This is a genomic window from Mesorhizobium sp. B2-7-1 (genome assembly GCF_006440735.1).
In the GTDB taxonomy this organism is placed as follows: domain Bacteria; phylum Pseudomonadota; class Alphaproteobacteria; order Rhizobiales; family Rhizobiaceae; genus Mesorhizobium.
The window spans coordinates 1-20,253 of record NZ_VFUA01000031.1 but is presented as its reverse complement, the minus strand read 5'-3'; the positions used below and the strand labels follow the sequence as shown (position 1 = coordinate 20,253).

15 protein-coding genes and 3 pseudogenes are annotated in these 20,253 nt (G+C 63.7%); 8 read left to right on the top strand and 10 right to left on the bottom strand.

Going from position 1 to position 20,253, the window contains the following annotated elements:
• Positions 1-89 precede the first annotated feature (89 nt).
• The 3 genes and pseudogenes from FJ471_RS14265 to FJ471_RS35660 all read left to right on the top strand — a co-directional run.
• Positions 90-275 carry a DUF3606 domain-containing protein gene (locus FJ471_RS14265; RefSeq protein ID WP_140804011.1) on the top strand — a complete coding sequence of 62 codons (186 nt, stop codon included), beginning with the start codon at positions 90-92 and terminating at the stop codon, positions 273-275.
• Positions 276-330: 55 nt separating this feature from the next.
• Complete coding sequence (gene ligD / locus FJ471_RS14260; protein WP_348643340.1) at positions 331-2,232, top strand: DNA ligase D; 1,902 nt, start codon at positions 331-333, stop codon at positions 2,230-2,232.
• Between the two features lie 3 nt (positions 2,233-2,235).
• Positions 2,236-2,325 (top strand): annotated as a pseudogene (locus tag FJ471_RS35660) (exodeoxyribonuclease III); the annotation flags it as partial.
• Here the strand turns inward: FJ471_RS35660 and FJ471_RS14250 are convergent.
• The gene (locus tag FJ471_RS14250; protein ID WP_140804009.1) at positions 2,311-2,901 is read right to left on the bottom strand and encodes an SOS response-associated peptidase; all 591 of its coding nucleotides are present in this window, start codon (positions 2,899-2,901) and stop codon (positions 2,311-2,313) included. The pseudogene FJ471_RS35660 and the gene FJ471_RS14250 sit on opposite strands and share 15 nt — an antisense overlap.
• Positions 2,902-2,960: 59 nt before the next feature.
• Between FJ471_RS14250 and FJ471_RS14245 the strand changes: the two genes are divergently transcribed.
• On the top strand, positions 2,961-3,512 hold the full coding sequence (locus FJ471_RS14245; protein WP_140804007.1) for an SOS response-associated peptidase: 552 nt from the start codon (positions 2,961-2,963) through the stop codon (positions 3,510-3,512).
• A gap of 12 nt (positions 3,513-3,524) precedes the next feature.
• Entirely contained in the window at positions 3,525-4,610 is a 1,086-nt protein-coding gene (dinB, locus tag FJ471_RS14240) for a DNA polymerase IV (protein ID WP_140804006.1), read from the top strand.
• A gap of 165 nt (positions 4,611-4,775) precedes the next feature.
• On the opposite strand, the gene FJ471_RS14235 is transcribed toward dinB, so the two are convergent.
• From FJ471_RS14235 to FJ471_RS14225, 3 genes are all read right to left on the bottom strand, one after another.
• The gene (locus FJ471_RS14235) at positions 4,776-5,705 is read right to left on the bottom strand and encodes a zincin-like metallopeptidase domain-containing protein (protein ID WP_140804004.1); all 930 of its coding nucleotides are present in this window, start codon (positions 5,703-5,705) and stop codon (positions 4,776-4,778) included.
• Between the two features lie 273 nt (positions 5,706-5,978).
• Positions 5,979-6,164 carry a hypothetical protein gene (locus FJ471_RS14230; protein ID WP_140804003.1) on the bottom strand — a complete coding sequence of 62 codons (186 nt, stop codon included), beginning with the start codon at positions 6,162-6,164 and terminating at the stop codon, positions 5,979-5,981.
• A gap of 543 nt (positions 6,165-6,707) precedes the next feature.
• Positions 6,708-7,295 carry a hypothetical protein gene (locus tag FJ471_RS14225; RefSeq protein ID WP_140804001.1) on the bottom strand — a complete coding sequence of 196 codons (588 nt, stop codon included), beginning with the start codon at positions 7,293-7,295 and terminating at the stop codon, positions 6,708-6,710.
• A gap of 532 nt (positions 7,296-7,827) precedes the next feature.
• Between FJ471_RS14225 and FJ471_RS14220 the strand changes: the two genes are divergently transcribed.
• Positions 7,828-8,127 (top strand): DUF1236 domain-containing protein, encoded by a 300-nt coding sequence (locus FJ471_RS14220; RefSeq protein ID WP_140804000.1) that lies wholly within the window; start codon positions 7,828-7,830, stop codon positions 8,125-8,127.
• 212 nt (positions 8,128-8,339) lie between these two features.
• Here FJ471_RS14220 and FJ471_RS14215 read toward each other — a convergent pair whose 3' ends face one another.
• Entirely contained in the window at positions 8,340-10,016 is a 1,677-nt protein-coding gene (locus tag FJ471_RS14215) for a ParB N-terminal domain-containing protein (protein WP_140803998.1), read from the bottom strand.
• 505 nt (positions 10,017-10,521) lie between these two features.
• Between FJ471_RS14215 and FJ471_RS14210 the strand changes: the two genes are divergently transcribed.
• Together FJ471_RS14210 and FJ471_RS14205 are read left to right on the top strand one after the other, a co-directional pair.
• Positions 10,522-10,872, top strand: coding sequence for an antitoxin Xre/MbcA/ParS toxin-binding domain-containing protein (locus FJ471_RS14210; RefSeq protein ID WP_140803996.1), 351 nt, complete (start codon positions 10,522-10,524; stop codon positions 10,870-10,872).
• Positions 10,869-11,378 carry an RES family NAD+ phosphorylase gene (locus FJ471_RS14205; protein ID WP_281408535.1) on the top strand — a complete coding sequence of 170 codons (510 nt, stop codon included), beginning with the start codon at positions 10,869-10,871 and terminating at the stop codon, positions 11,376-11,378. Before FJ471_RS14210 ends, FJ471_RS14205 begins: the two co-directional genes overlap by 4 nt.
• Position 11,379: 1 nt before the next feature.
• Here the strand turns inward: FJ471_RS14205 and FJ471_RS14200 are convergent, their stop codons facing one another.
• From FJ471_RS14200 to FJ471_RS14180, 5 genes and pseudogenes are all read right to left on the bottom strand, one after another.
• The gene (locus tag FJ471_RS14200; protein ID WP_140803993.1) at positions 11,380-16,497 is read right to left on the bottom strand and encodes an N-6 DNA methylase; all 5,118 of its coding nucleotides are present in this window, start codon (positions 16,495-16,497) and stop codon (positions 11,380-11,382) included.
• Between the two features lie 84 nt (positions 16,498-16,581).
• Positions 16,582-16,980: a DUF3085 domain-containing protein gene (locus FJ471_RS14195; protein WP_140803992.1), complete on the bottom strand. Its 399-nt coding sequence runs from the start codon at positions 16,978-16,980 to the stop codon at positions 16,582-16,584.
• A gap of 62 nt (positions 16,981-17,042) precedes the next feature.
• Positions 17,043-17,399 (bottom strand): annotated as a pseudogene (locus FJ471_RS14190) (DUF1419 domain-containing protein); the annotation flags it as partial.
• A 113-nt stretch (positions 17,400-17,512) separates the two neighbouring features.
• Positions 17,513-18,487: a DUF3991 and toprim domain-containing protein gene (locus FJ471_RS14185; RefSeq protein ID WP_140803989.1), complete on the bottom strand. Its 975-nt coding sequence runs from the start codon at positions 18,485-18,487 to the stop codon at positions 17,513-17,515.
• Positions 18,488-20,044: 1,557 nt separating this feature from the next.
• Positions 20,045-20,253: pseudogene (locus tag FJ471_RS14180) on the bottom strand (integrase); the annotation flags it as partial.

The following is a 20,253-nucleotide window of genomic DNA, read 5'->3' as shown; positions in this document are numbered from 1 at the left end:
TTCTTGCCCGGCTCAGGATCGCATGCCGCGCCAAAGCGTTACAGGTCGAACATCGAGACGACGCGGCCGTCTAAAACAGGGAGAGGACAATGGCAGACGACAAATCCAAGCGAGGCGGCGCCGACCGTCGGCAGGTCTCCGGCGGTGAAGGCTACGAGGTCAATTATTTTGCCCGCAAGCACGGCATCAGCAGAGAGCAGGCCGGGGCCCTCATCAAGCGGGTCGGCAATGATCGAGACAAGCTCAATGCCGCCGCGGAGAAACTGAAGAAATAGGCCGCGGATTGCGAATGACGCATCGGGCAATTGAGTTTCGTCAGAGCGAGGTCAGGTGAGTAAGTCAGCGTCGCGTCGGCCCACAATCGAAGTGTCTTCCACTCGCCCTGCCAAGCCAGCCCCGCGCCGCGCGACCAATCTCACGCCACCTGCGTTCCGGCCGGTCCAGCTCGCAAAGCTGGTGGACACCGTCCCCGCCGGCGATCGCTGGATCCACGAAATGAAATACGACGGCTACCGCATTCTCGTCGCCGTGGGCGGCGGAGAGGCGCGCGCCTATACGCGCTCCGGCCTGAACTGGTCCGGCCGCTTCCCCTCTATCCTCTCGGAGGCTCGCAAGCTCAAGGTGCGCTCCGCGCTCATCGACGGAGAGGCCGTTGTCATGGACGCCGAGGGGCGATCGAGTTTCCAGGCTCTCCAGAACGCTTTGAAGGGCGACCCCGCGAGCATCGATTTTTATGCCTTCGACCTGCTCCAGCTCGACGGCGACGACCTGACGAAACGTCCGCTCCTGGAGCGAAAGGAGAAACTGAAGGAAATCCTGCCGGCGAAGAGTCCCATCCTTCGCTACTCCGATCATATCCAGGGCCGCGGCGAAGAATTGCTGAACCGCTTCTGCGACGCCGGCCTCGAGGGGGTTATCTCGAAGTTGGCGGATTCGGACTATGTCGGCGCCCGCGATGGAAGCTGGCTGAAGATCAAGTGCATCAAACGCCAGGAATTCGTGCTCGTCGGCTGGACGCCGTCGGACAAGGATCGCGCGTTTCGATCGCTGATCCTTGGCGTCCATGACGGCGGAAAGCTACGCTTTGCCGGCAAGGTCGGAACCGGTTTCGATACCGCCGAGATGGCGCGGCTCATGAGGATTATGGCGCCGCTGGAGCAGAAGGCCGCCACGGTCGCAGCACCGCGCGCGGAGATTCGCGGCGCGCACTGGCTGCGTCCGAAGCTCGTCGCCGAGATAGCCTACACCGAGATGACCAATGAAGGGACGCTGCGCCATCCAAGCTATCTCGGGCTGCGCGAGGACAAGAAGCCGGAAGCCGTCGTGCTTGAGACGGAACACCGCACAGCGACGCTGCCACCGCCGGCGACAAGCACGGTCGCGATCAGCAACCGCGGCCGCGTCATCTACCCCGAATCCAACATCACCAAGGGACAACTTGCCGATTATTACGCCGACGTCGCCTCTATCATGCTTCCCTGGGCCGGCGGCAGGCCGATCAGCCTTGTTCGTTGCCCGCAGGGCCGAGCGAAGAAGTGTTTCTTCCAGAAGCATGACGCCGGCAGCTTCGGCGACAACGTCCATCATGTCGGGATCACTGAAAAGGACGGTCATGAGGAACCCTACCTTTACGTCGACGATGCCGAGGGGCTGATGACCTGTGTCCAGATGGGAACCATCGAATTCCATGGCTGGGGAGCGCGCATCGAAGACGTCGAGAAGGCCGACCGCCTGGTGTTTGATCTCGACCCAGACGAGGGGCTGGATTTCGAGGCTGTGCGTGCCGCCGCGTTCCAGTTCCGGGATATCCTCAAATCACTGGGGCTGACGACCTTTCCGATGCTGACGGGCGGCAAGGGCGTGCATGTTATCGCGCCGCTCACGCCCAGGGCCGAATGGCCTCAGGTGAAGGATTTCGCCTCCAGACTGGCTCAGGCGGTCGCACAGAGCGATCCAAGCCACTTCACCGCCGTGTTGTCGAAGGCGAAACGGAAGGGACGGATCTTCGTCGATTATCTGCGCAACCAGCGTGGCGCGACGGCAATCATGCCGTACAGCGCCAGGTCGCGGCCGGGCGCCCCGGTCGCGGCGCCCATCACCTGGGCGGAAATGAAGACGATCGATGCCCCCTCCCATTTCCATGTCGCCAATGCGACCGAGTTGAAGAAGCGCGCCGCGTCGAAGGCTCTTTCGGGATGGGGACGGGCCGACCAGGTCCTGCCGGATCTGTGATCCATGAGAATTGCGACCGATAACGTCAACGGCGTGAACGGCCGCCTGCCAGTGTCACTGCGCTGGCGCTACCTCGCATCACCCGACCTGCTCGACCACCAGCGTCCCGGCCTGAAGCGGCTTTATCAGGGATTTAGCGGACACCGACGGATCAAGCCAGCTCGCCCAATCCTTGCGCTCAAGGACTACGATCTGCCGATCGTGATACGGGGCGATGTCCGGACCGGGTTCCATCGTAAGCATGGTGAACGCCTCGCCGACATCGTTTGTCTCGCGCCAGATCCCGGCGATGCAGAAGATTGGCTCGTCGCGCTTGGTGAAGAGCCACTTGTCCTTGCGCTTCTTGCCCTTCTCCGTCGGGTCGGTGAATTCATAAAAGCCATCGGCCGGGATCAGGCAGCGGTTCGAGGCGAACTCGCGGCCGTCCGAGCGGAAGTTGTAAACCGGCCGCTTGTTTTGTCCGGGCCAGCTCCACCGGCGCTGAACCAGATCGGCCTCGCCGCTCGCTCCGTCGACAGGGCGAACAATCGGCCCTGGATCCGTTATCTTGATATCCTCGCGCGGCCCAACGTTCGGCGCGCCTTCGCTGAAGCGGATCTTGATCTTGAGATCGGCGAAATCCTCGACGATCGAGGCGACATCCACCATCAGCCGATAATCATTGCACATGTGTCACCTGCCTCTGCGGCGTTGCGCGGCAATAGTGTTCCTGTTATGTTCTTTCGGTCATGAGCGCAAGAGCTTTCGATTCCGACGTGCCGCTCGACGAATGCCGTATCATCATAAGGCGCTACGGCGGCGATGTTGAGATGCTGGAGCTGCCGTGGGGACTTCAACCCAAGGAATCCGGCGGGCGACCTTTCACGATGGTGCGCGCCGAAGGCCGAACGTTCCCAAGCCATCGCTGCCTCGTGCCGGCATCCGAATTCCGGCACCGCAGCCAGGGGAAGAACTACAGCTTTCGGCTCGCAAACGGTGATTGGTTCTACTTCGCCGGCATCTGGCGGCCAGCGACGCGTAATTGGCCGGAAGCCTACGCAATCCTTACGATCCAGGCCAACGATGACATCGCACCCTACCATGACCGGCAGCTGGCGGTGCTGCGCCGGGAGGAGCGCGCGGCGTGGCTCGAGATGACGTATCCGGAACACGAAGTGCTTCGTCCCCTTCCCGCGGCAAGTTTTTTGGTTCGCGCCTCCCCCAGGGTCGCGCACAGGCTGAATTCGCGATCTGAAGAATGTAGAATCCTGCGGCACGAAGCTCAGACCCTGGCGAAATGACATTGCAGGCAAATGGACCCTGACAGCGCCGCCGACCCGCGCAAGATCATCCACGTCGACATGGATGCGTTCTACGCCTCGGTCGAACAACGCGACAACCCGGAGCTGCGCGGCAAGCCGCTTGCCGTCGGTGGAGCGGCTGCCCGAGGAGTGGTAGCGGCCGCGAGCTACGAGGCCCGCGCCTTCGGCGTTCGCTCCGCAATGCCTTCGGTCACGGCAAAGCGCAAATGCCCCGAACTGATCTTCGTGCCGCCCCGCTTCGACGTCTACCGGGCCGTCTCGGCCCAGATTCGCGAAGTGTTTGCCGAACATACCGACCTCATCGAGCCCTTGTCGCTTGACGAGGCCTATCTCGACGTCACCCAGAACCGGCTGAACATTTCGTCTGCGACGACGATTGCCGGGATGATCAGGGCGAAGATTCTGCTGGTGACCGGTCTCACTGCTTCCGCGGGCATCTCGTACAACAAATTTCTCGCCAAGATGGCGTCCGACCAGAACAAGCCGAACGGTCAGTTTGTCATCACGCCGCGCCACGGGCCCGCCTTCGTGGAGAGTTTGCCAGTCAAGAAATTTCACGGCATCGGCCCCGCGACAGCCGCGAAGATGGAAGCGCTTGGCATCAAGACCGGCGCCGATCTCAAGGACAGGTCGCTTCCGTTCCTGCAGCAGCACTTCGGCAAGTCGGGGCGCTGGTACTATCAGATCGCCCGCGGCATCGACGAACGCGCGGTCGAACCGGATCGGCCGCGCAAATCGATTGGGGCCGAAGACACGTTCGCAGCCGACATCGTCGATCTCGATGCGTCAATCGCCGAAATCAAGCCGTTGGTCGCCAAAGTCTGGGGATACTGCGAAGGCAAAGGCATCCGGGGCAGGACCGTGACGCTGAAAATCAAATTCGCCGACTTCCAGCAGATCACCCGAAGCCGTACGGTGGCGGTGCCGGTCGAACGCGTTGATCTCGAGCATCTCGCGGCCGATCTCCTGAGATCGGTCTTTCCGGTACGGAAGGGGATCCGCCTTCTGGGCGTCACGGTTTCGTCGCTAGGCGATGTCTCGCCGCCGGAACAACGGCAACTTCGGTTCCAACTTTAGGATTGTGGGGAGGAACCTGTCCGCCGGCTCGCCAGATCGGCGCGTGGATGGATCGATTCGCGACTATCGTGGAGGCTTTCTCGGTCATGCTCGTCGAACGGCATGGCCGCCGAAACAGAAGGGGAAGGCGAATGCCCTCCCCTCCGAAGTTTGATGCGTGAAATATCAGGCGGCCTCGCGTTGTTCTGCGGCCTCCGGCTGAAGGCCATGCAGGAAGGCGACGGCGCGTTGCGCATGGGCAGCGGCCGAGAAGATCGCGCGCTTGTCGTCGGCGAGGACTTTCAACCACGAGCGGAGGTAGCTCGCATGGTCCGGCCGCGGCTCGAGCTCCGGCGCTATACCAAGATCGGCGCATAGGAAGCAGCTTCCGAGCTCGGCAATCAGTTCCTCGCGTGCTCGCTCGCTGCGATCCTTAGCGTAGCGGCTAAGGTCGCGGTTCACACGATGGGGCGCCGAAGTCCAATGGGTGGCCTCGTGACTGAGCGTTGCCACATATGATGCAGCGTCCCGAAAAGTCTGAAACGGCGGCATCTGGATGTGGTCGGTCGCCGGGGCAAAATAGGCGCGGTCACCGCCATGGCGGATCACTGCGCCCGTGTTGGCAAAGAACCGGTCGGCATGCGCGATGCGAGCGATCGGATCGCATACCAGCTCCGCCTGCCGGCCATAAAAGTCGTCCGGCAGTCCATCGATTTGCGCCACATTGAAGACGGAATAGGCCTTGAGGAACGGGATCTCGCGGTCGATTTCCTCGCCGCCGGAGTCGGTCTCGGTTCTGGTAAAGCGGCTGGCGAAGACCACCATCGAGCCAGTCTCACCCTTGCGGACGGCCCCGCCGAGTTCCAGCGCCTGCTTGAACGTCATCCAAACCGGGCTGGAAAAGCCGCGTGCGATGGCCTCCGACCAAAGCAATAGGACGTTCATGCCGTTATAAGGAAGACCATTATGCCTCAGCGGCCGGCTGACGCGGCCGTTGGCATTGCTCGAATGCCATGGCTGCATCCAGGGGCGAACGCCCTTCTCCAGCTCGGCCACGATGCGGTCGGTGATGCGCGCATAGATGTCGATGCGCGGTGCTTTTTCCTTCCTGCTCATTTTCAATCAACCTCCAGTTCTGGAGGCCGCGCCGATCGCGGCCCCGTCACGGGGTCCGCCGGGCGGAGCAGGAAGGCGGGCCGCGCACCCGACCGGGGGCCCCGTCGAGCTCGCGCGATGGGTGGTGGGCCGCAGCGGCAGCGGAGGACGGCGGAGCCGTTGCGCCGACAGCCTGGCTCCGCCAGCGCCTCGGGCAGGACGGGGCGTGAGCGGCCGCCAGAAAGGAGAAAGGCGGCGCTGGAGTCGCCTCAATGCAGTCGGGAGAAGGTCGGGTCAATGAACCGATCGGCCGCCACTATACGGATCGTATTCGAAGAGGATTTCGATCTCGGCATCGTCGAGCTCGTCGGCCGGCATGACGCCAAATTCGTTGCCGACCTGGAAGAGGATGACCGGAACCATGAGGGTGCGTGCGAGGGACCAGGCGGCCTTCTGGGCGAGAGTGAGATCGCGGGACATCCGAGGGCTCCATCTTGGAGCGGGCCAATTCCCGCTCGATGGCTCCGTCAGTGTGCGGCGGCGGGCGCGATCACCCGAAGGCGTCAGCCGAGCGGCCGCAGCATGCTAGCGGACCCCTTGCGGGTTGATCGTGGAAGATCCGCCGCCGCACCAGGAAAGCCATCACACGAGAGCGGGATTGGGTCGTGAAGGAACCCAACCTGTCCAACGGCCGATGCTGGCGAAAGGAACTGGCGCTGCGCGTGCCGTCCCGAAGGTCGTTCGCCGGAAATGACGTATCGAACCCTGGCGCCAAGGCACGCACAGGAAATCGCTGGAACAAGAATGTCCCCTTGTGGAGGTGGTCGCCACGGGCGAAGATTGGCAGACGATAGGCCATATTTGCTCGGCGCACCGCATGGTAGCAGGTCGTCTCCCTTCGTCAGCCAGGAGACGGCACTCGCGATGAAAGGGGCAGGCCCGCACAGTTGATGCGACTGGTGAATGAGGCTGGCTGCGCGACAGGGAAAAAAGGGCGGGACCGGAGCCCCGCCCTTCCGCGGCTCATCCGAGAGCCGCCATCTGCAGTTCGGCAGCCCTGCGGTCGACAGATTGGCCGGGGTTCTCGACAGGGCGTTCGAAGGGCTTCCAGACCTCGCCTACAACCTGCTCGTAGGCGGCAACGGCCCCCTCGGCGGCCATGCGTAGTGCATGGGCCTGGAGCGCCATATCGGCGGCGAACTCACGCTTGCGCTGGGCGGCGCTGTCGAAGCCGACCGGTCCGCCGACGTCTTCGTTCCGATCGTCGCAGGCCGACTTGGCCGTCGCATCCCGGGCTTCGGTCACCGCACGGCTGTAGAACTGGCCGGCCCCGTAGGCGGAACCGACGAAGGCACCGACGACGCGTTGCAAGTGGATCTGCATGGCGCGTTCCCCAAGCCCTTCATCGAGCGCTGCGGCGGTCTCCATAATGAGCTTTTCGTGCAGGTCGCGGATGCCGTCGCTATCCAGCACCTGGAGGCCAAAGCTCTCGGAGACCAGCGAGCACTGCGCGGCATCGGGACAGGCGAGCCGGACCATTTGCAGGGTAGTGCCCTTGCGGATCGGAACGATGCGGCCGGCTGCGCCGGAATTTACGGCTTTCTTGGTCATGACATGTCCTTTCTTCTGGTTCCCGAAGCTCGAACCGGCTCCATGCCGGGCCTCCCTCGGGCGCGGACCAACAAAAACGGCGGGATGACGGGGCGCTTCAGGGTCCGGGCGGACCGAGGTGAGCATGGAAGGTTTGCGGCCAAGCAGGGCTCTTCAGCCCTCGCGCGGGACGCGGGCCTGCCATGGCGAGACCGGACCGATCCGGCCGCCTCGCGGCGCGGAACGCGGCCTTGAAGCGGACGGCCGCCGGTTTAGGACCGCAATAAGCCCGAGGGAAGACCGGCAGGGAGGCCTCGATTTCGAAGTGGGAACCTGATGAGAGCTGATCATGACCACCTGCCGATTTCATCGACCGGAGGTGCTGGGCCTTTGGTCTTATGCTGGCGCGCATTGGTCCTACTCGATATCGCCGGTGAAACAATCAAGCCGAGAACGTCATTGCTTTGGCGGATCGCCGAAATCGCTCCCCTATCGGCGTTTCTGCCGGTTTCGCGCCGGCGTTGGGCAAGGGGCGCATAAGGAGAATACGGAAATGAAGACGATGATCACCAATTCTGTTGCCGGCCTGTTGCTGCTGTCCGGCATCAGCGTCGCTATCGCGGATACGGTGGTTCTGGCACCTGAACAGGAAACGACCATCCGCGAGTACGTCAAGAAGGAACCCCTGGCATCGATCAAGTTGCCGGGCGTGGAGTTGAAGATCGGCAGCAAGGTGCCCGAAAAGGTGGAGCTTCATAAAGTCCCCAAGGTGAAATACGAATACACCGTGATCGACAATCGGACCGTGGTCGTTGATCCCGAAACCCATACGATCATCAAGGTTCTCGACTGACGGTCATATCCTGGCGGGAGCGCAATCGGCGCCCCCGCCCCTGGTCGGATCGCGGCCTATCGGGTGGTCAGGGTTTGTGAACTCTTTGAAACGCTCGGGGGATTGCGTGCGAGATATCGCATGCGGACATAGTGTCCTCCGTTTGCTGCAGGTGAAAACGAAACCGCCGCCGGGCGGCCCGGCGGCGGAAGGATCGAAAGGGAGAGGCGAGGCTATTCGGCGGCCTCGCGATAGCCCTCCTCGAACTCGCCTTTCCCGGAAGACTGGTTCTCATCATCGAGGCCTTCGGGGTCGACACTATCGTCGTCATCGACCTCGGCGACCGCGCTCTTCGCCAGCCATTCCGTCAGGCTGGTCGCATCGGGAGCGAACAGCGCGGCCGGATGGACGAAGCGCCCCTCCTTGAAGTGCTCGACGAGCGCGGCCCGCGTGTCCTTGACCCGCGCCCGCGGCAGCACAGGTGTGTTGGCGCACGAGCTTTCGAGTGCGGGACGCGACAGGCAGGAGAGGAAGTCCTCAGTGCCCATGTTGGCGAGAAAGCCTCCCGCGCCGATCGCTTCGCCGGCGACGAGCGCCACCAGGCCCGACTTGCTCATGCCCTCGCGGCAGGAGAGCGCGTCGATGAGGACGCCCCGGGCCGCGATGCGCAAAGTCTCAGCGTCGAAGGCGAACTTGCCCTCGGCATCGAAGAGGGTGGCGGCATGCCGGGGCATGCGGCGGCCGAACGCGTGATCGCCCCCGGCACCGGAGTCGACGCGTACGTTCTGGCCAGCGAAGGCGAGAACGAGCAACGCCAGCAGCATGTCGTCCTCGATCGGCGCCCGCGACAGCGCCTCGTGAAGAGCATCGGTGCGGATGTCGCCGATCATCTCGATGCCCTTGCGGGTCACATCGGGACGCGACTTCGGCATGACGATCGCCGCGTCGTCAGCGGTGTCCGCCGCCTTGCCCTTCTTTCTCACCTCGGGCATGCGGAAGTGGACCGTCTTCACCTTGCCCTCGCGATCGAGATACATCGCGGTGTGGTCCGACTTCTTGGGCGTGCCATAGACGCGCTCGGCCTTCGGCGGCAGCTTCACCTCGCCATAGGTGGTCGACTCGGTGATGACGCCCTTCTTAGGCAGGTTCTGCGTCATCCATTCCTGCTGCGCGCCAAGGAACGCCTCGACGTCGGTCGTGTACCGGCTGTCCTGGTCGGCCGGGGCGAACAGGTCCTCGACCCAGGCGATGCCGTAGGCCTGCGCAAGCTCGTCGCCGAAGCTTGCGTCGCGTGCGTACATGCGCCGCTTGGTCAAGCCGTTGGCAACGCTCCACCATGAGACCTGCGGGTCGCCCTTGGAGGGTTTGTTTGCCTTCCAGACTTCCTTCTGCTCGTCGAGCGATGCCGCCGCGATGGTGCGGAGCTGCTGCTCGTTCGGCATGTCGCCCTTGGCCATGGCGTCGAGCATCGCCGGCAGCACGTTGGCGAGCAGGCGCAGCTTCTTGATCTGGCGCACCGACTGCGCCAGGGCGATCGCGATGGACTCTTCGGTCCAGTTCAGCGCGACAAGACGCTCGATGGCGCGCCACAGATCGACCGGGTTAAGCTGTTCGTGCGTGATCGACGTGGCCAACGAGCGCATCGCACCACCGTCCTCAGCGCGAGGTACGACCAGAACCGCGATCTCGTCCAGACCGGCGACGATTGCCTGCTTGGCACGGCGATGGCCCTGATCGATGACGAAGCCATTGCCGCCATCGGCTTCAGCGAAGACAATCAGTGGCTCGACAACGCCGATGGCCTTGATCGTCGCCAGCAGCAGGGCGTCGGCCTGCGGGCTGGACTTGGAGCGGCGCGCCTTGTCAGGATTGTCCTTGAGCGAGCGCGGATCGACAAACTTCAGTTCCATGGGAATGCTCCTGGGAGGTTGCGGACGCGGCCTTTTCACCCGTCCTTTTCCGTCTTCTTTCCGAAGACCTCCTCCGAGCCGCGGAGCGGGCGGGCCGGTGCAATTGCGGCCGAGCATCCCTGCCCGGCTGGACAAGCGGGGCTTCTTCAGCCCTGCGCAGGATGACGGGCCGGGATCGCGACGGGCGCGATTGAGCGCCAGCGTCGGCGGGCCACCCGCTCTGCGAGCAGTTCTTTCTCTCTTTCCTTTATCCTAACTTCCCCTCTGGAATGTTGCTCCACGGGGCGACGCCGTCAGCCGACTTGTGACAGCAGGCGAGCTCGGTCGATCCCGCAGAGGCCATCGATATGGTTTCACGCACGCTTGCGCGGTCGCCCACGGAGCGATCGAGGTTAGGCCGCTCGAACAGCCATCGTAGCGCCGAAACGCCTGCCAGACCTTGTGTGCCAGTGTTGCTGACGCTATATTGCGTCATAACTGTTGGCAAATGCACGGAGGTGCTGCGATGGGCCTGGCACAATATGCGGATGACGGGTTGTTCGCGCCCAAGAAGATTGCGGACGCTTTCCGCACGACGAGCGAGGAGATCGCGCGTACCGCTGGTCTGGGGAAAGACGCGGTTCAGCGCCGGGAGCGGGTGCGTTCAGACAAGACGCAGCGCCGCCTGCGCGAGATGGTGGAGATCGTGAACAAGGTCGAGCCGCGATTTGGCTCCGCGCTCATGGCCTATGCCTGGTACCGCTCCGAGCCGCTGCCCGGATTTTCGGGGCGGACGGCCATGCAGCTGGTTCGGGAGGGGCGGGCCGATGAGGTCCTCGACTTCATCGACGCGGTCGACGCGGGGGTTTACGCCTGAGCGTCGTCGCCGTCACCTATTCGGGCCGGCTCTACCGCGCCCTCAATCCAGTATATGCCCGCGAGCCTATGTCGGGACGCGGCGCCGAGCTCTATGGAGGACGTTTCAACCCCAAAGGGATGCCTGCGCTCTATGCGTCGACTTCGGTCCTGACGGCTTTGCGCGAAGGCAACCAGGTGGGCGATCTGCAGCCAACGACGCTGGTCGCCTATCGCGCCGAGATCGAGGCCGTATTCGATGCGGGCGACGCCACTGCCCTTGCCGCAATGGGCCTCGATTCGGCGGCCCTCGCCGACCCGACATGGCGCGATCAGATGAGAGACCATGGCGAGGCGCATACACAGCGATTTGCCCGTGAGCTCGTCGCGCAAGGCTATAATGGCCTGCTCGTGCCGAGCTTTGCCAAGGGCGCCGTAGTCGGCGACTTGAATCTCGTTCTGTGGCGATGGGGCGACGCTGCCCCATCCAGGCTCGAGCTGATCGACGACGAGCATCGGCTCGGTTGATCTAGGCGGCCGCTGCCCGCGTTCCCTCGCGCGTTGCACCAAAGTCAGCGGCAAAGGACCTTTCGATCTCGGCAAGCTGCCGGCGCTTGTCGGCTAGCTCGCCCGAGAAGGCGAACATGCCGCCCTCGCGCGAACGATAGGACGCCAGGCGCTGCTCGGCGTCGGATAGGCGATGCCGATAGCGTTCCCGTTCATCCTCGAAGGCGCCGAGCAGGTGTTCCAACCGGGCAATCGCGCCAAGCGGGGTCGTGGTAACCGGCAATTCGATCTCGGTCTCGGCGCCGGCGCGCAGGAGCATTGTGGAATAGCGATAGCCGTCCTGACCGAAGCGCTGCCCGGAATATTCGAGGCCGAAGCCGCCGATCGTCGCGATGACGCTGTCGCCGGCATGCTGGAGCTGGACCAGCGCCAGGATCTCCTTCATCAGCGCCCGGCCGGCGAGCTTGCGCTCGGTGAAGGCCTCCACCCCAACAGTCATGCGGAACGCCTCGCCCGCGGTCGGAACAAGTCGTTCGAGGTCCCGGCCGATCTCGCCGATCCGACGCGTCGAATATTCGATGTCGCGTTCGGCGTCGCGGATCTGACGGCGGATGGCCAACTGATCGTCCTGATGCGCGGCGCGCAGGCGTTCAAGCCGGGCGATCTCCGCTTCGAGGCCGGCCTTCTGCATCAGGCTCGGATCGCCCGAGGCAATCGCCTTGGCCATGGCGAACTGATTGGCCTGCCCTTCGCCGAGGTCCTCGAGCCGGCGGATCGAGGTATCGCCCGAAAGTGCTGCGGCGATGAAGCGGGCTTTGCGCTCGTTGTTCTGCCACATCTGGGCGTCCATCGATCCCTCGGTGGCATAGGCGAAGATGTCGACCACATCGTGCTGGTTGCCCTGCCGCAGGATGCGTCCCTCGCGCTGCTCGATCTGCGACGGGAGCCAGGGCACGTCGAGATGGTGGAGCGCCTTCAGGCGGAGCTGCGCATTGACGCCCGTGCCCATCGTGTCAGACGAGCCGATCAGAAAACGGACCTTACCGGCGCGAACATCACCGAACAGGCGCTGCTTGGCCTCCGACTTCTTGAAATCCTGCATGAAGGCGATCTCGGAAGCCGGGACGCCCATGCGAACGAGCTCGTCGCGTATCCAGCGATAGGCCGAGAAGCCCCGCGTCTTCTCAACATTGATCGTGCCTAGGTCGGAGAAAATCATCTGTGCGGCGCCGGTCAGCTCGAACGGCTTGCCGTCAGGCCGGACATAGGCGCTGCCAGCCGTCTCCTGCCAGATCCGAACAGCATTGGCGACGAGGTCGTTGAGCTTGTTGTCCGGCTCATTGTCGTTATCGGGATCGACAAGGCGCAGATCGATCGCGGCATGGCGGCCGTCGGTGATGACCGAAAGCAGGATGTCGTCGCCGGGCTCGGGCGGACCTTCGCGCTGCTCGATGGCCCTGATGCGCTGATCGAGCAGGGCCTGATAGCGCTGGAAGGCGGCCGAGGGTTTGGATGTCCTGATCTGCCGCGTGCCGGTCGAGAGCGCCGGCACCCTCACGTATTCGCGCAAATCCTCGGGCATGACCACGTCCGCGAAGGACCGGAACATGGCGATGAGCTCGGGCACGTTGACGAAGGTGGCGAAGCGCGTCACGGGTCTGTACTTGCCGTTGGGCTGCAGCTCAAGCTCGGTGGAGACGTCGCCGAAGGTCGAAGCCCAGGCATCGAATTCGTGCAGGCCGCGCTCGGACAAGGCCGCGTAGCCCAAGTAGCGCTGCACCGAGAACATCTCGCCCAGCGTGTTGGTGATCGGCGTGCCCGAGGCGAGAACGAGTGCGCGGCCCGGGTTCTTCGTCTCAATGAAGCGGCACTTCACATAGAGATCCCAGGCGCGCTGCGAGCCGTTCGGGTCGATGCCCTTCAAGGTCGACATGTTGGTGGCAAAGGAGAGTTTCCTGAACTCCTGCGCCTCGTCGACGATGATCTGGTCGATGCCGATCTCGGAGATCGTCAGCAGGTCGTCCTTGCGCGTGGCGAGCGCCTCCAGCCGTTCCTTGAGACCCTCCTTCAACCGTTCGAGGCGCTTGCGGGAAACACGATCGCCGTTTTCGACCTTGGTGAGCAGACGCTCGTAGAGCTCGAGCTCGTCCTGGATCATCTGCTGCTCGAAAGCTGAGGGCACGCCGATGAAGCGGAAGGCCGAGTGCGTGATGATGATTGCGTCCCAGGTCGCGGTCGCCGCACGGGACAGGAAGCGTTGCCGCTTGTCCTTGGTAAAATTGGTCTCGTCGGCGACAAGAATGCGAGCCGTCGGATAGAGCGCCAGGAACTCGCGCGCCGCCTGCGCCAGGCAATGGCCGGGCACGACCAGCATGGCCTTGGCGATCAGGCCGAGCCGCTTCTGCTCCATCACGGCTGCGGCCATGGTCATGGTCTTGCCGGCGCCAACAGCGTGCGCGAGGTAGGTTGAGCCGGCCGAGATGATGCGCCAGATGCCGCGCTTCTGGTGCCGATAAAGAGAAAAGGCGCCTGAGGCGCCGGGAAGAACGAGATGGTCCCCGTTGAATTTTCGCGGGGCGATGTTGTTGAAGCGGTCGTTGTAAACCCGGGCCAGCCGGTCGGCGCGATCAGGATCGCTCCAGATCCAGGCCTGGAACGCGGTTTTGATCTTGGTCAGCTTCTCCTTGGCTGCCTCGGTATCGACGACATTGAGGACCCGGCGCTCGCTGCCTCCATCCTTGATGAAGTCGAAGATCTGCGGCACGCGGCTGTTGAGCGCATCGGCGATGAGGTCGCCGGCATGCCGGCGGTCGGTGCCCCATTCCGATGTGCCGGTCGCCATGTAGCCGAGCTGCCGAGCGTCGACCGTCCACGATGCCAGTTCCGGCATGTGATGAATGCGGATTTCGGCGCCAATCCTCTCCTTGACGAAGGCTGCGATATCGGCGGCGGGGATCCACGGCGCGCCAAGACGCGCTGTGATGTCGGACGGACCGAGATCGGCGGGCTGGACCTCGATGAGCGCGCGGACATTGCGCTCGAAAGCCGGATCGAGCGCCGCTGCGGCCTCGGCGACCTTGAGCTTGTCGCGGATCTGGCCGGAGAGATAGGCGTCATCGGTCTGCCATGACCCGCTCTCCGGATCGCGGAAGATAGCGTCACCAAGATTGGCGATGACGGTCTCGGGGTCGACATGCAACAGCTCGGCGATGTGATCGACATCGACATGGCCGCGCTCGTTCAGCACCACCGCGAGGGCGTCAGCCGCCGAATTGATGATCGGGGCCGAGGGCGGCGCGATTACCCGCTCGGTGAAGATCGGACCCGGGCGGGCGGTGTCGGTCTCGAGGTCGTAGTGCTCGATCGAGGCGACCAGCCAGCAATCGGGATCGTCAAGGAAGGGAACGAGGTTCGGGCGGCGATGCGTCTCTCGCACTTCACCGGTCTCCGGATCCTCGCTGGTCGACACAACAGTGCTGTTGATCGGGCCGAAGGTGCGCACGAAATTCGACCAGGCGATGCGCAGCTTGACCTGCGCTGGCTTCCACGGCCGGTCAAGCTCTTGGCACCTCAGCACCTCGCGCAGCGCATCGCGGATCGGAATCAGCTTGCGGATGATGTGGGCATGCTTCGAAGGCACGCCATCGACGCTGCGCCCCTCGCGCACTGTTATGATCACCGGCTCCCCATCGACGATCTGCGTCAGCGCGGTGTTCGAGGCAATGAAGTAGCTGCCCTCACGAATTCCAACCACGGCGGCATCAGGGTCATCACCGGGATCGTTGACGACGGCGGCGGCGTCCGGATCGATCGCTTCGGGCTCGCCGTCATAGATGGCTTCTGGAAGGAGAGAGAGGGCATCCGACAGCGCCTGCGGGAGATCGACGCCGGGGTGGGGCAAGCAGGTGTAGGCATCGCCGAATGGTCCCGACGTGGTGGCGTGGCTTCCCAAGACGAATTCCGGATGCCGGGCGAGCCAGCGATTGATGCGGATGGAGCTGTCGTCGCCATCGGCGGGGCGGACATCGTCGGTTTCGAGCCAGGAGGCGTCGCCCTCAGCCTCCTCGCGTCGGCGCTTGCGGAAGAAGAGGATGTCGACGACGACATCGGCCCCCGCGTCAGCGCGAAAGCTGCCTTCGGGCAGCCGGATCGCAGCGACAAGGTCGGCCGATTTGGCGATGTGCTCACGCGCCGAGCAATCGGCCTTGTCCATGGTGCCCGAGCTGGTGACGAACGCCGCGAGGCCGCCCGGCTTCAAGAGGTCGATCGAGCGAGCGATGAAGTAGTCGTGGAGGCGTAGCCCCATCGACCGATAGGCGCGATCGGAGCGCACGGTCCGGTCCGAGAACGGCGGATTCCCGATGACGAGATCGAAGCCTGCCGGCAGGTCGGCGCGCGCAAAGTCAGCGTTGAGGATGCGGGCCCGCGGCTGCAGCAGGCGCGCGATACGCGCGGTCACCGGATCGATCTCGACGCCGGTGACATGCACCTGGTCGCGCAGCGCCGTCGGTATGAGCGCGGGAAACAATCCCGTGCCGATGCCAGGCTCGAGAACCCTGCCCCCGCGCCAGCCGAGCCGCATGAGGCCTGCCCAAATCGCCCGGACGATGAACTCGGGCGTGAAGTGCGCATATTGCGTGCACCGGGCAAGCGAGGCGTAATCCGCGCTCGACACCGCCTCCTCGAGCTCGGCGCCCATCTTCTCCCAGCCGGCGCGAAAGCCATCTTGGCCGGGCCGGCGGAACATGGCATTGGCGAGCTCGGAGGCGCCAAAGCCGGTAAAGCGGATGAGCCGTGCCTGTTCCTCTGGCGTCGCCTGCCGATCGGCGGTCTCGATCTCGGCGGCGAGACGGATCGCCCCGAGATTATCCTGCGCGCGGATCTTCCAGCCCTTGGCGAGGCCGCGATCGGTCTCAAGGACGAAGTTGTCGCCACCCCATCCGGCGCTGCCCGCGCGCTTCGGTGACTGCACAGGCTGGGCGACCGGCTGTGGCTCCGGCAGGGCGGTCGTCGAGGCCTGCTCGGCGTCGTGCTCGCCGGCGCCGAAGTCGCTGCCGAAGGCGGTGACGCCCAAATCGAGGCCGGACGAGAGCGTGTTGGTGTTGAACAGGTCGAGGGGGAAGGGATCGTTGTTGGACATGCGAGAATTCCTTGTGTCAGGGCCCACGCGATCTCCCCGGCCGAGCGGGTCGGCCAGTCGATCGATGTCGGGGTTTCGGGGAAGTCAGCGGGTGATCAGCGAGAGCGCGATTTCTGTCTCGGTGAGCGCGATGTTGAGGTGCGTCGCCCGCAGGTTGCGGTCGAAGAGCGGGAGGAGGCGGTCGGCCTCGATGAACTCGATGCCGTCATCTGCGCCGAAATGGCGGTGCTTGTAGTCCCACCAGTCGAAGTCGCCCTTGGGATGGCACTGCTCGGCATAGATGACTAGCGCGCGTGTCCCTTCGGCTAGCCTGCCGTTGGACATGATGTAGACGCCCTCATCGCCGACGACCCATAGGCCGGGCTTCTCGCCCTCGCCGGGGCGGGCGCCATAATAGGGATTGCGGAAACCGCCATTGGCGGCGGCGTCTTCGATGCCGCGCTCGATGATCCTGCGCACCGCCGCGATCGGGAATGTGAACATGATCGCCTCCCTCACGCAGCCGCGCGGATGAGGAGGTGCCTCAGATGCATCATCGGCCAACACTTGCGCTCGATGATGGCATCGCGCGTCTCGACCGGCGAGCGGGTCCCCGGGAGATCGCAATAGGCGTGGAAGTAGCGCGTCCTGCCGCCGATGCGCAGCATATAGAACACGCCTGTGACGGTCTCGGTGAGGAATTCGCTGAGCGCGAACATTTCGCCGCTCATCCAGAGCGGCGGCAGCAGATCGGGCATGTAGTCGTGCTCGGCTCGAGTGATCTCGAACCACTCGCCGGCAAACAGCGCACAGTCGTTATTCTCCCAGCGATTGGGCCGTTGGGCGTGCCGGTCGAACAGGCGGAACATCTGCCGGCGATCGGCGACGTCGAAGTAGATCTTGCGGATAGAAGACTGTGTCATGGGAAGGCTCCTGGCCATTTCTCGGGCCGGAGCGCGGTTCATCCCCTATGGATCACCATCTTCTTCGGCCCTTCCGGACCGGACCCCCGCGGCCGCCTCTGCGTCCGGGCGGGTCAAGGGCCGGCGAAGCCGGGCGAAGCTTCACCTTGAGGCGGCCGGCGGGCATGCGGCACTCGGTTTGCCTCCTCTTCTCCTTCCCCATTCCTCGTCTTCAGATCGGCGTTCCAGTCGTCAGCGACCGGGCGCAGACGCTGGCCAACGCAGCCCGTCTCGCCCGCGAGAGCGATCAGCCGATCGGCATAGACGTCGCCTTGCTTGTTATTGTCGGTGGCGGGCACGAGTTGGATCCCAGTTCTTGCCACCAGTGCGCGGATTGCCGCATCGGTTGCCGGCGACCAGCCGCCGCCGGTGCTGAGATAGAGCGTGTCGGCGCGAAGGTCTTCGAGTACGGCAAGGCTCATGGCGTCGATCGCCGCTTCGGTCACACAGAGGCGCGGCGCATCGGGTCGCCCCAGCCGGAACAACACCTTGGCGCCGGTGGCAAAGCCGCGCCAGTCCGGTCCGTGTTCTTCCCAGCCGGTGACCGCGCCATCCTCATCAAGATGCGCCGCCCACATGCTGCCATGCGGGCCTTCGCGCAGAACGCCGGCGCTGATTGCGGCCCGGACGACACGGTCGGGAAGATGGCGGGCCCCGGTGAGATATCGCCAGGTCGCCGATCCGCGCCACGGCCTGCGCCGTCCCTGCCAGCGCTCCGGGATCGAGCGGTCAGGTTCCCGCTCACGGCACTCACGCTGCCAGACCGGCTCGGACGGCACGAAGCCAACTAGGCTGGCGATGTCCTTTATGGCTTCGACGAAGGGCACACCCTTGAGATGTTCGATCAGGCGGAAGACATCGCCCTTGTCGTCGCCGAGCGGATCAAACCAGCCCTTGCCATCGTGGATGACGATGACGATCTCGGCCGCGCGGCGATACTTCATCGCCCTGCGGGTGCTCTCCTTGCGATCAAGCGCGAATCCCAGGTGCTCTAGCACCGCGGTGCAGGGCACTTTCTCTTTCAGTTCTTCCAGTTCTGCTTTTTCCATCTTTCGCCAGCGCCTTTGCGCTCCTCTCTTTCGTTCCCGCCCGGTCATCGGGACAGGTACCGAACGCCGCGAAGAGCAAGCCGGGCAAGGGCGCGGCCGGCAGCCCGTCATTTGTGCCAGGTTGCATGTGCGTAACAGGCCGCGGCGCAGCTCCCCTTGCCCGGACGCAGCGCGCAAGCGGCACGGCGTGCCACCGTCAATTTCGGCGACGCTCCTCGTCCACCACCACTACACGCTCCGTGTCCATCTCCATTTTCCATGAAACGGAGGCGACCTCGCAACCAACTTGGGCCAGTGATAGAAACTCGGCCCTGCCGCCGCGCACATGGGCACGGCATCGTGGTGCTGCGCGAACGTCCCTTGTCCTAAACTTTTAGCATTCTTCGGACATTCGTACTGGCTCTTCGGCAGACAGGGCGAGACCTTTACCGCAGAGCTGCCCCAAGGCCACACCCATGGAATGCGACGGGCTTCAGCTCGGCATCACCCTGGCAGTGGTTTCGGCATCGAGGTTCGATCGGTCGGCAACGGCATAGGTCGATTGAGCCTTATGCCGACATGTGATTCTGCGCGACGGGCACTGAATGCCTCTCGTTCCGTTTTCAAAGCTGAAAACCCGACGCTTCTCTGTGCCCCAGGAGAGCCACGGCTCTCCTGGCCAATGTCAAAAGGGCGTACAGGGCGGAAGCACCGAAATGTCCATAAGCGGGACCAAGTCAGTTCGGTGCTGGAGAAAGTTCGTGGCCCTGAGACCGGTTCAACAGGGGCGGCCGAAGGAGCATCAGCATAGCGCCGCCCCAAGGCGGGATGCGGGACCGACAGGCCCCGGCGAAGGGCGCCATATGACGGCGACCAGTCCGATCGATGCGAACGAAGTCTGCTCGGTAAGAAATCCTGCGGAGTAGGCGCCGCGAAGCCAATTTCTGATGCTGATGGCATCGAAAAGCAAATGCGCTGGCCCAAACCGCTCAGCCATTGCGGCGAAGCCAGAACTGGCAACTGGATGAGTGCGCAAAGGCGGTCTCGCTCTTCCGCTACGATCTTTTCCCACACTCCTTCGTCGCGGCTGGAAAAGGCCCTGCGCGGACTCGATTGCTGTGACTAGACATCGCGGTTCTCCACAATGGGCATGGCATCGGAAGGTTCTCTTCCGGCTCTCAACCTTCCCCGGAAAATCCCGCTCTGCAGTCTCGCACTTCCGTGGGGCTCCGGCCGCATCGCGGATCGACCTATGCGCGAAATGACACGCCAGACTACGCGTGTCGGATTTCGCCTTTGCCAACGTTGGAACTCGCGCCTCAATCTCATTCCCGCAAGGACACTTGGAACGTGTGGACAGATGTGGTTGCGAGAAGGGTGAAATCGTGAGGTCGTACTCGCCGGCATCTCGGCCCGTTACGGCAGAGCGCATCGAGCGGGTGCTCGATCGCGTTGCTGAGATAATCGTGTCGCGAGGCGACAAGGGTGAGGCATGGCTTCCCCTGTACGACCACCTGGAACGCGCGCTACATGATCACCGGGCGAGGAAAGAACGGATCGCCATGGTGCACGAGCGTGTCAAACGATGTCAGGATCGAACGGCAGCGCGATCTTCATAAGTTCTTCCTGCCACATCTTCATCTCACCGCCTTCGCCGTATTTGGGGCGGTCGATCGTATGGCCCATCAGCATACGTCGCAGTTCCTCATCGAGCCTCGCGTTCTTCATCCGGTCCTCGAAGGAGTGGCGGAGCGAGTAGAAGGTGTGGTTCTCGGTGGGGAAGAGAT

Excerpts from the sequence above, each read along its gene's own strand:
- FJ471_RS14265 (WP_140804011.1), top strand. The coding sequence starts at position 90 with ATGGCAGACGACAAATCCAAGCGAGGCGGCGCCGACCGTCGGCAGGTC.
- FJ471_RS14185 (WP_140803989.1), bottom strand. The coding sequence starts at position 18,487 with ATGGAAAAAGCAGAACTGGAAGAACTGAAAGAGAAAGTGCCCTGCACC.
- dinB (WP_140804006.1), top strand. The coding sequence starts at position 3,525 with ATGGACCCTGACAGCGCCGCCGACCCGCGCAAGATCATCCACGTCGAC.
- FJ471_RS14215 (WP_140803998.1), bottom strand. The coding sequence starts at position 10,016 with ATGGAACTGAAGTTTGTCGATCCGCGCTCGCTCAAGGACAATCCTGAC.
- FJ471_RS14220 (WP_140804000.1), top strand. The coding sequence starts at position 7,828 with ATGAAGACGATGATCACCAATTCTGTTGCCGGCCTGTTGCTGCTGTCC.
- FJ471_RS14235 (WP_140804004.1), bottom strand. The coding sequence starts at position 5,705 with ATGAGCAGGAAGGAAAAAGCACCGCGCATCGACATCTATGCGCGCATC.
- FJ471_RS14200 (WP_140803993.1), bottom strand. The coding sequence starts at position 16,497 with ATGTCCAACAACGATCCCTTCCCCCTCGACCTGTTCAACACCAACACG.
- FJ471_RS14250 (WP_140804009.1), bottom strand. The coding sequence starts at position 2,901 with ATGTGCAATGATTATCGGCTGATGGTGGATGTCGCCTCGATCGTCGAG.
- FJ471_RS14245 (WP_140804007.1), top strand. The coding sequence starts at position 2,961 with ATGAGCGCAAGAGCTTTCGATTCCGACGTGCCGCTCGACGAATGCCGT.
- FJ471_RS14225 (WP_140804001.1), bottom strand. The coding sequence starts at position 7,295 with ATGACCAAGAAAGCCGTAAATTCCGGCGCAGCCGGCCGCATCGTTCCG.
- FJ471_RS14195 (WP_140803992.1), bottom strand. The coding sequence starts at position 16,980 with ATGTTCACATTCCCGATCGCGGCGGTGCGCAGGATCATCGAGCGCGGC.
- FJ471_RS14210 (WP_140803996.1), top strand. The coding sequence starts at position 10,522 with ATGGGCCTGGCACAATATGCGGATGACGGGTTGTTCGCGCCCAAGAAG.
- FJ471_RS14230 (WP_140804003.1), bottom strand. The coding sequence starts at position 6,164 with ATGTCCCGCGATCTCACTCTCGCCCAGAAGGCCGCCTGGTCCCTCGCA.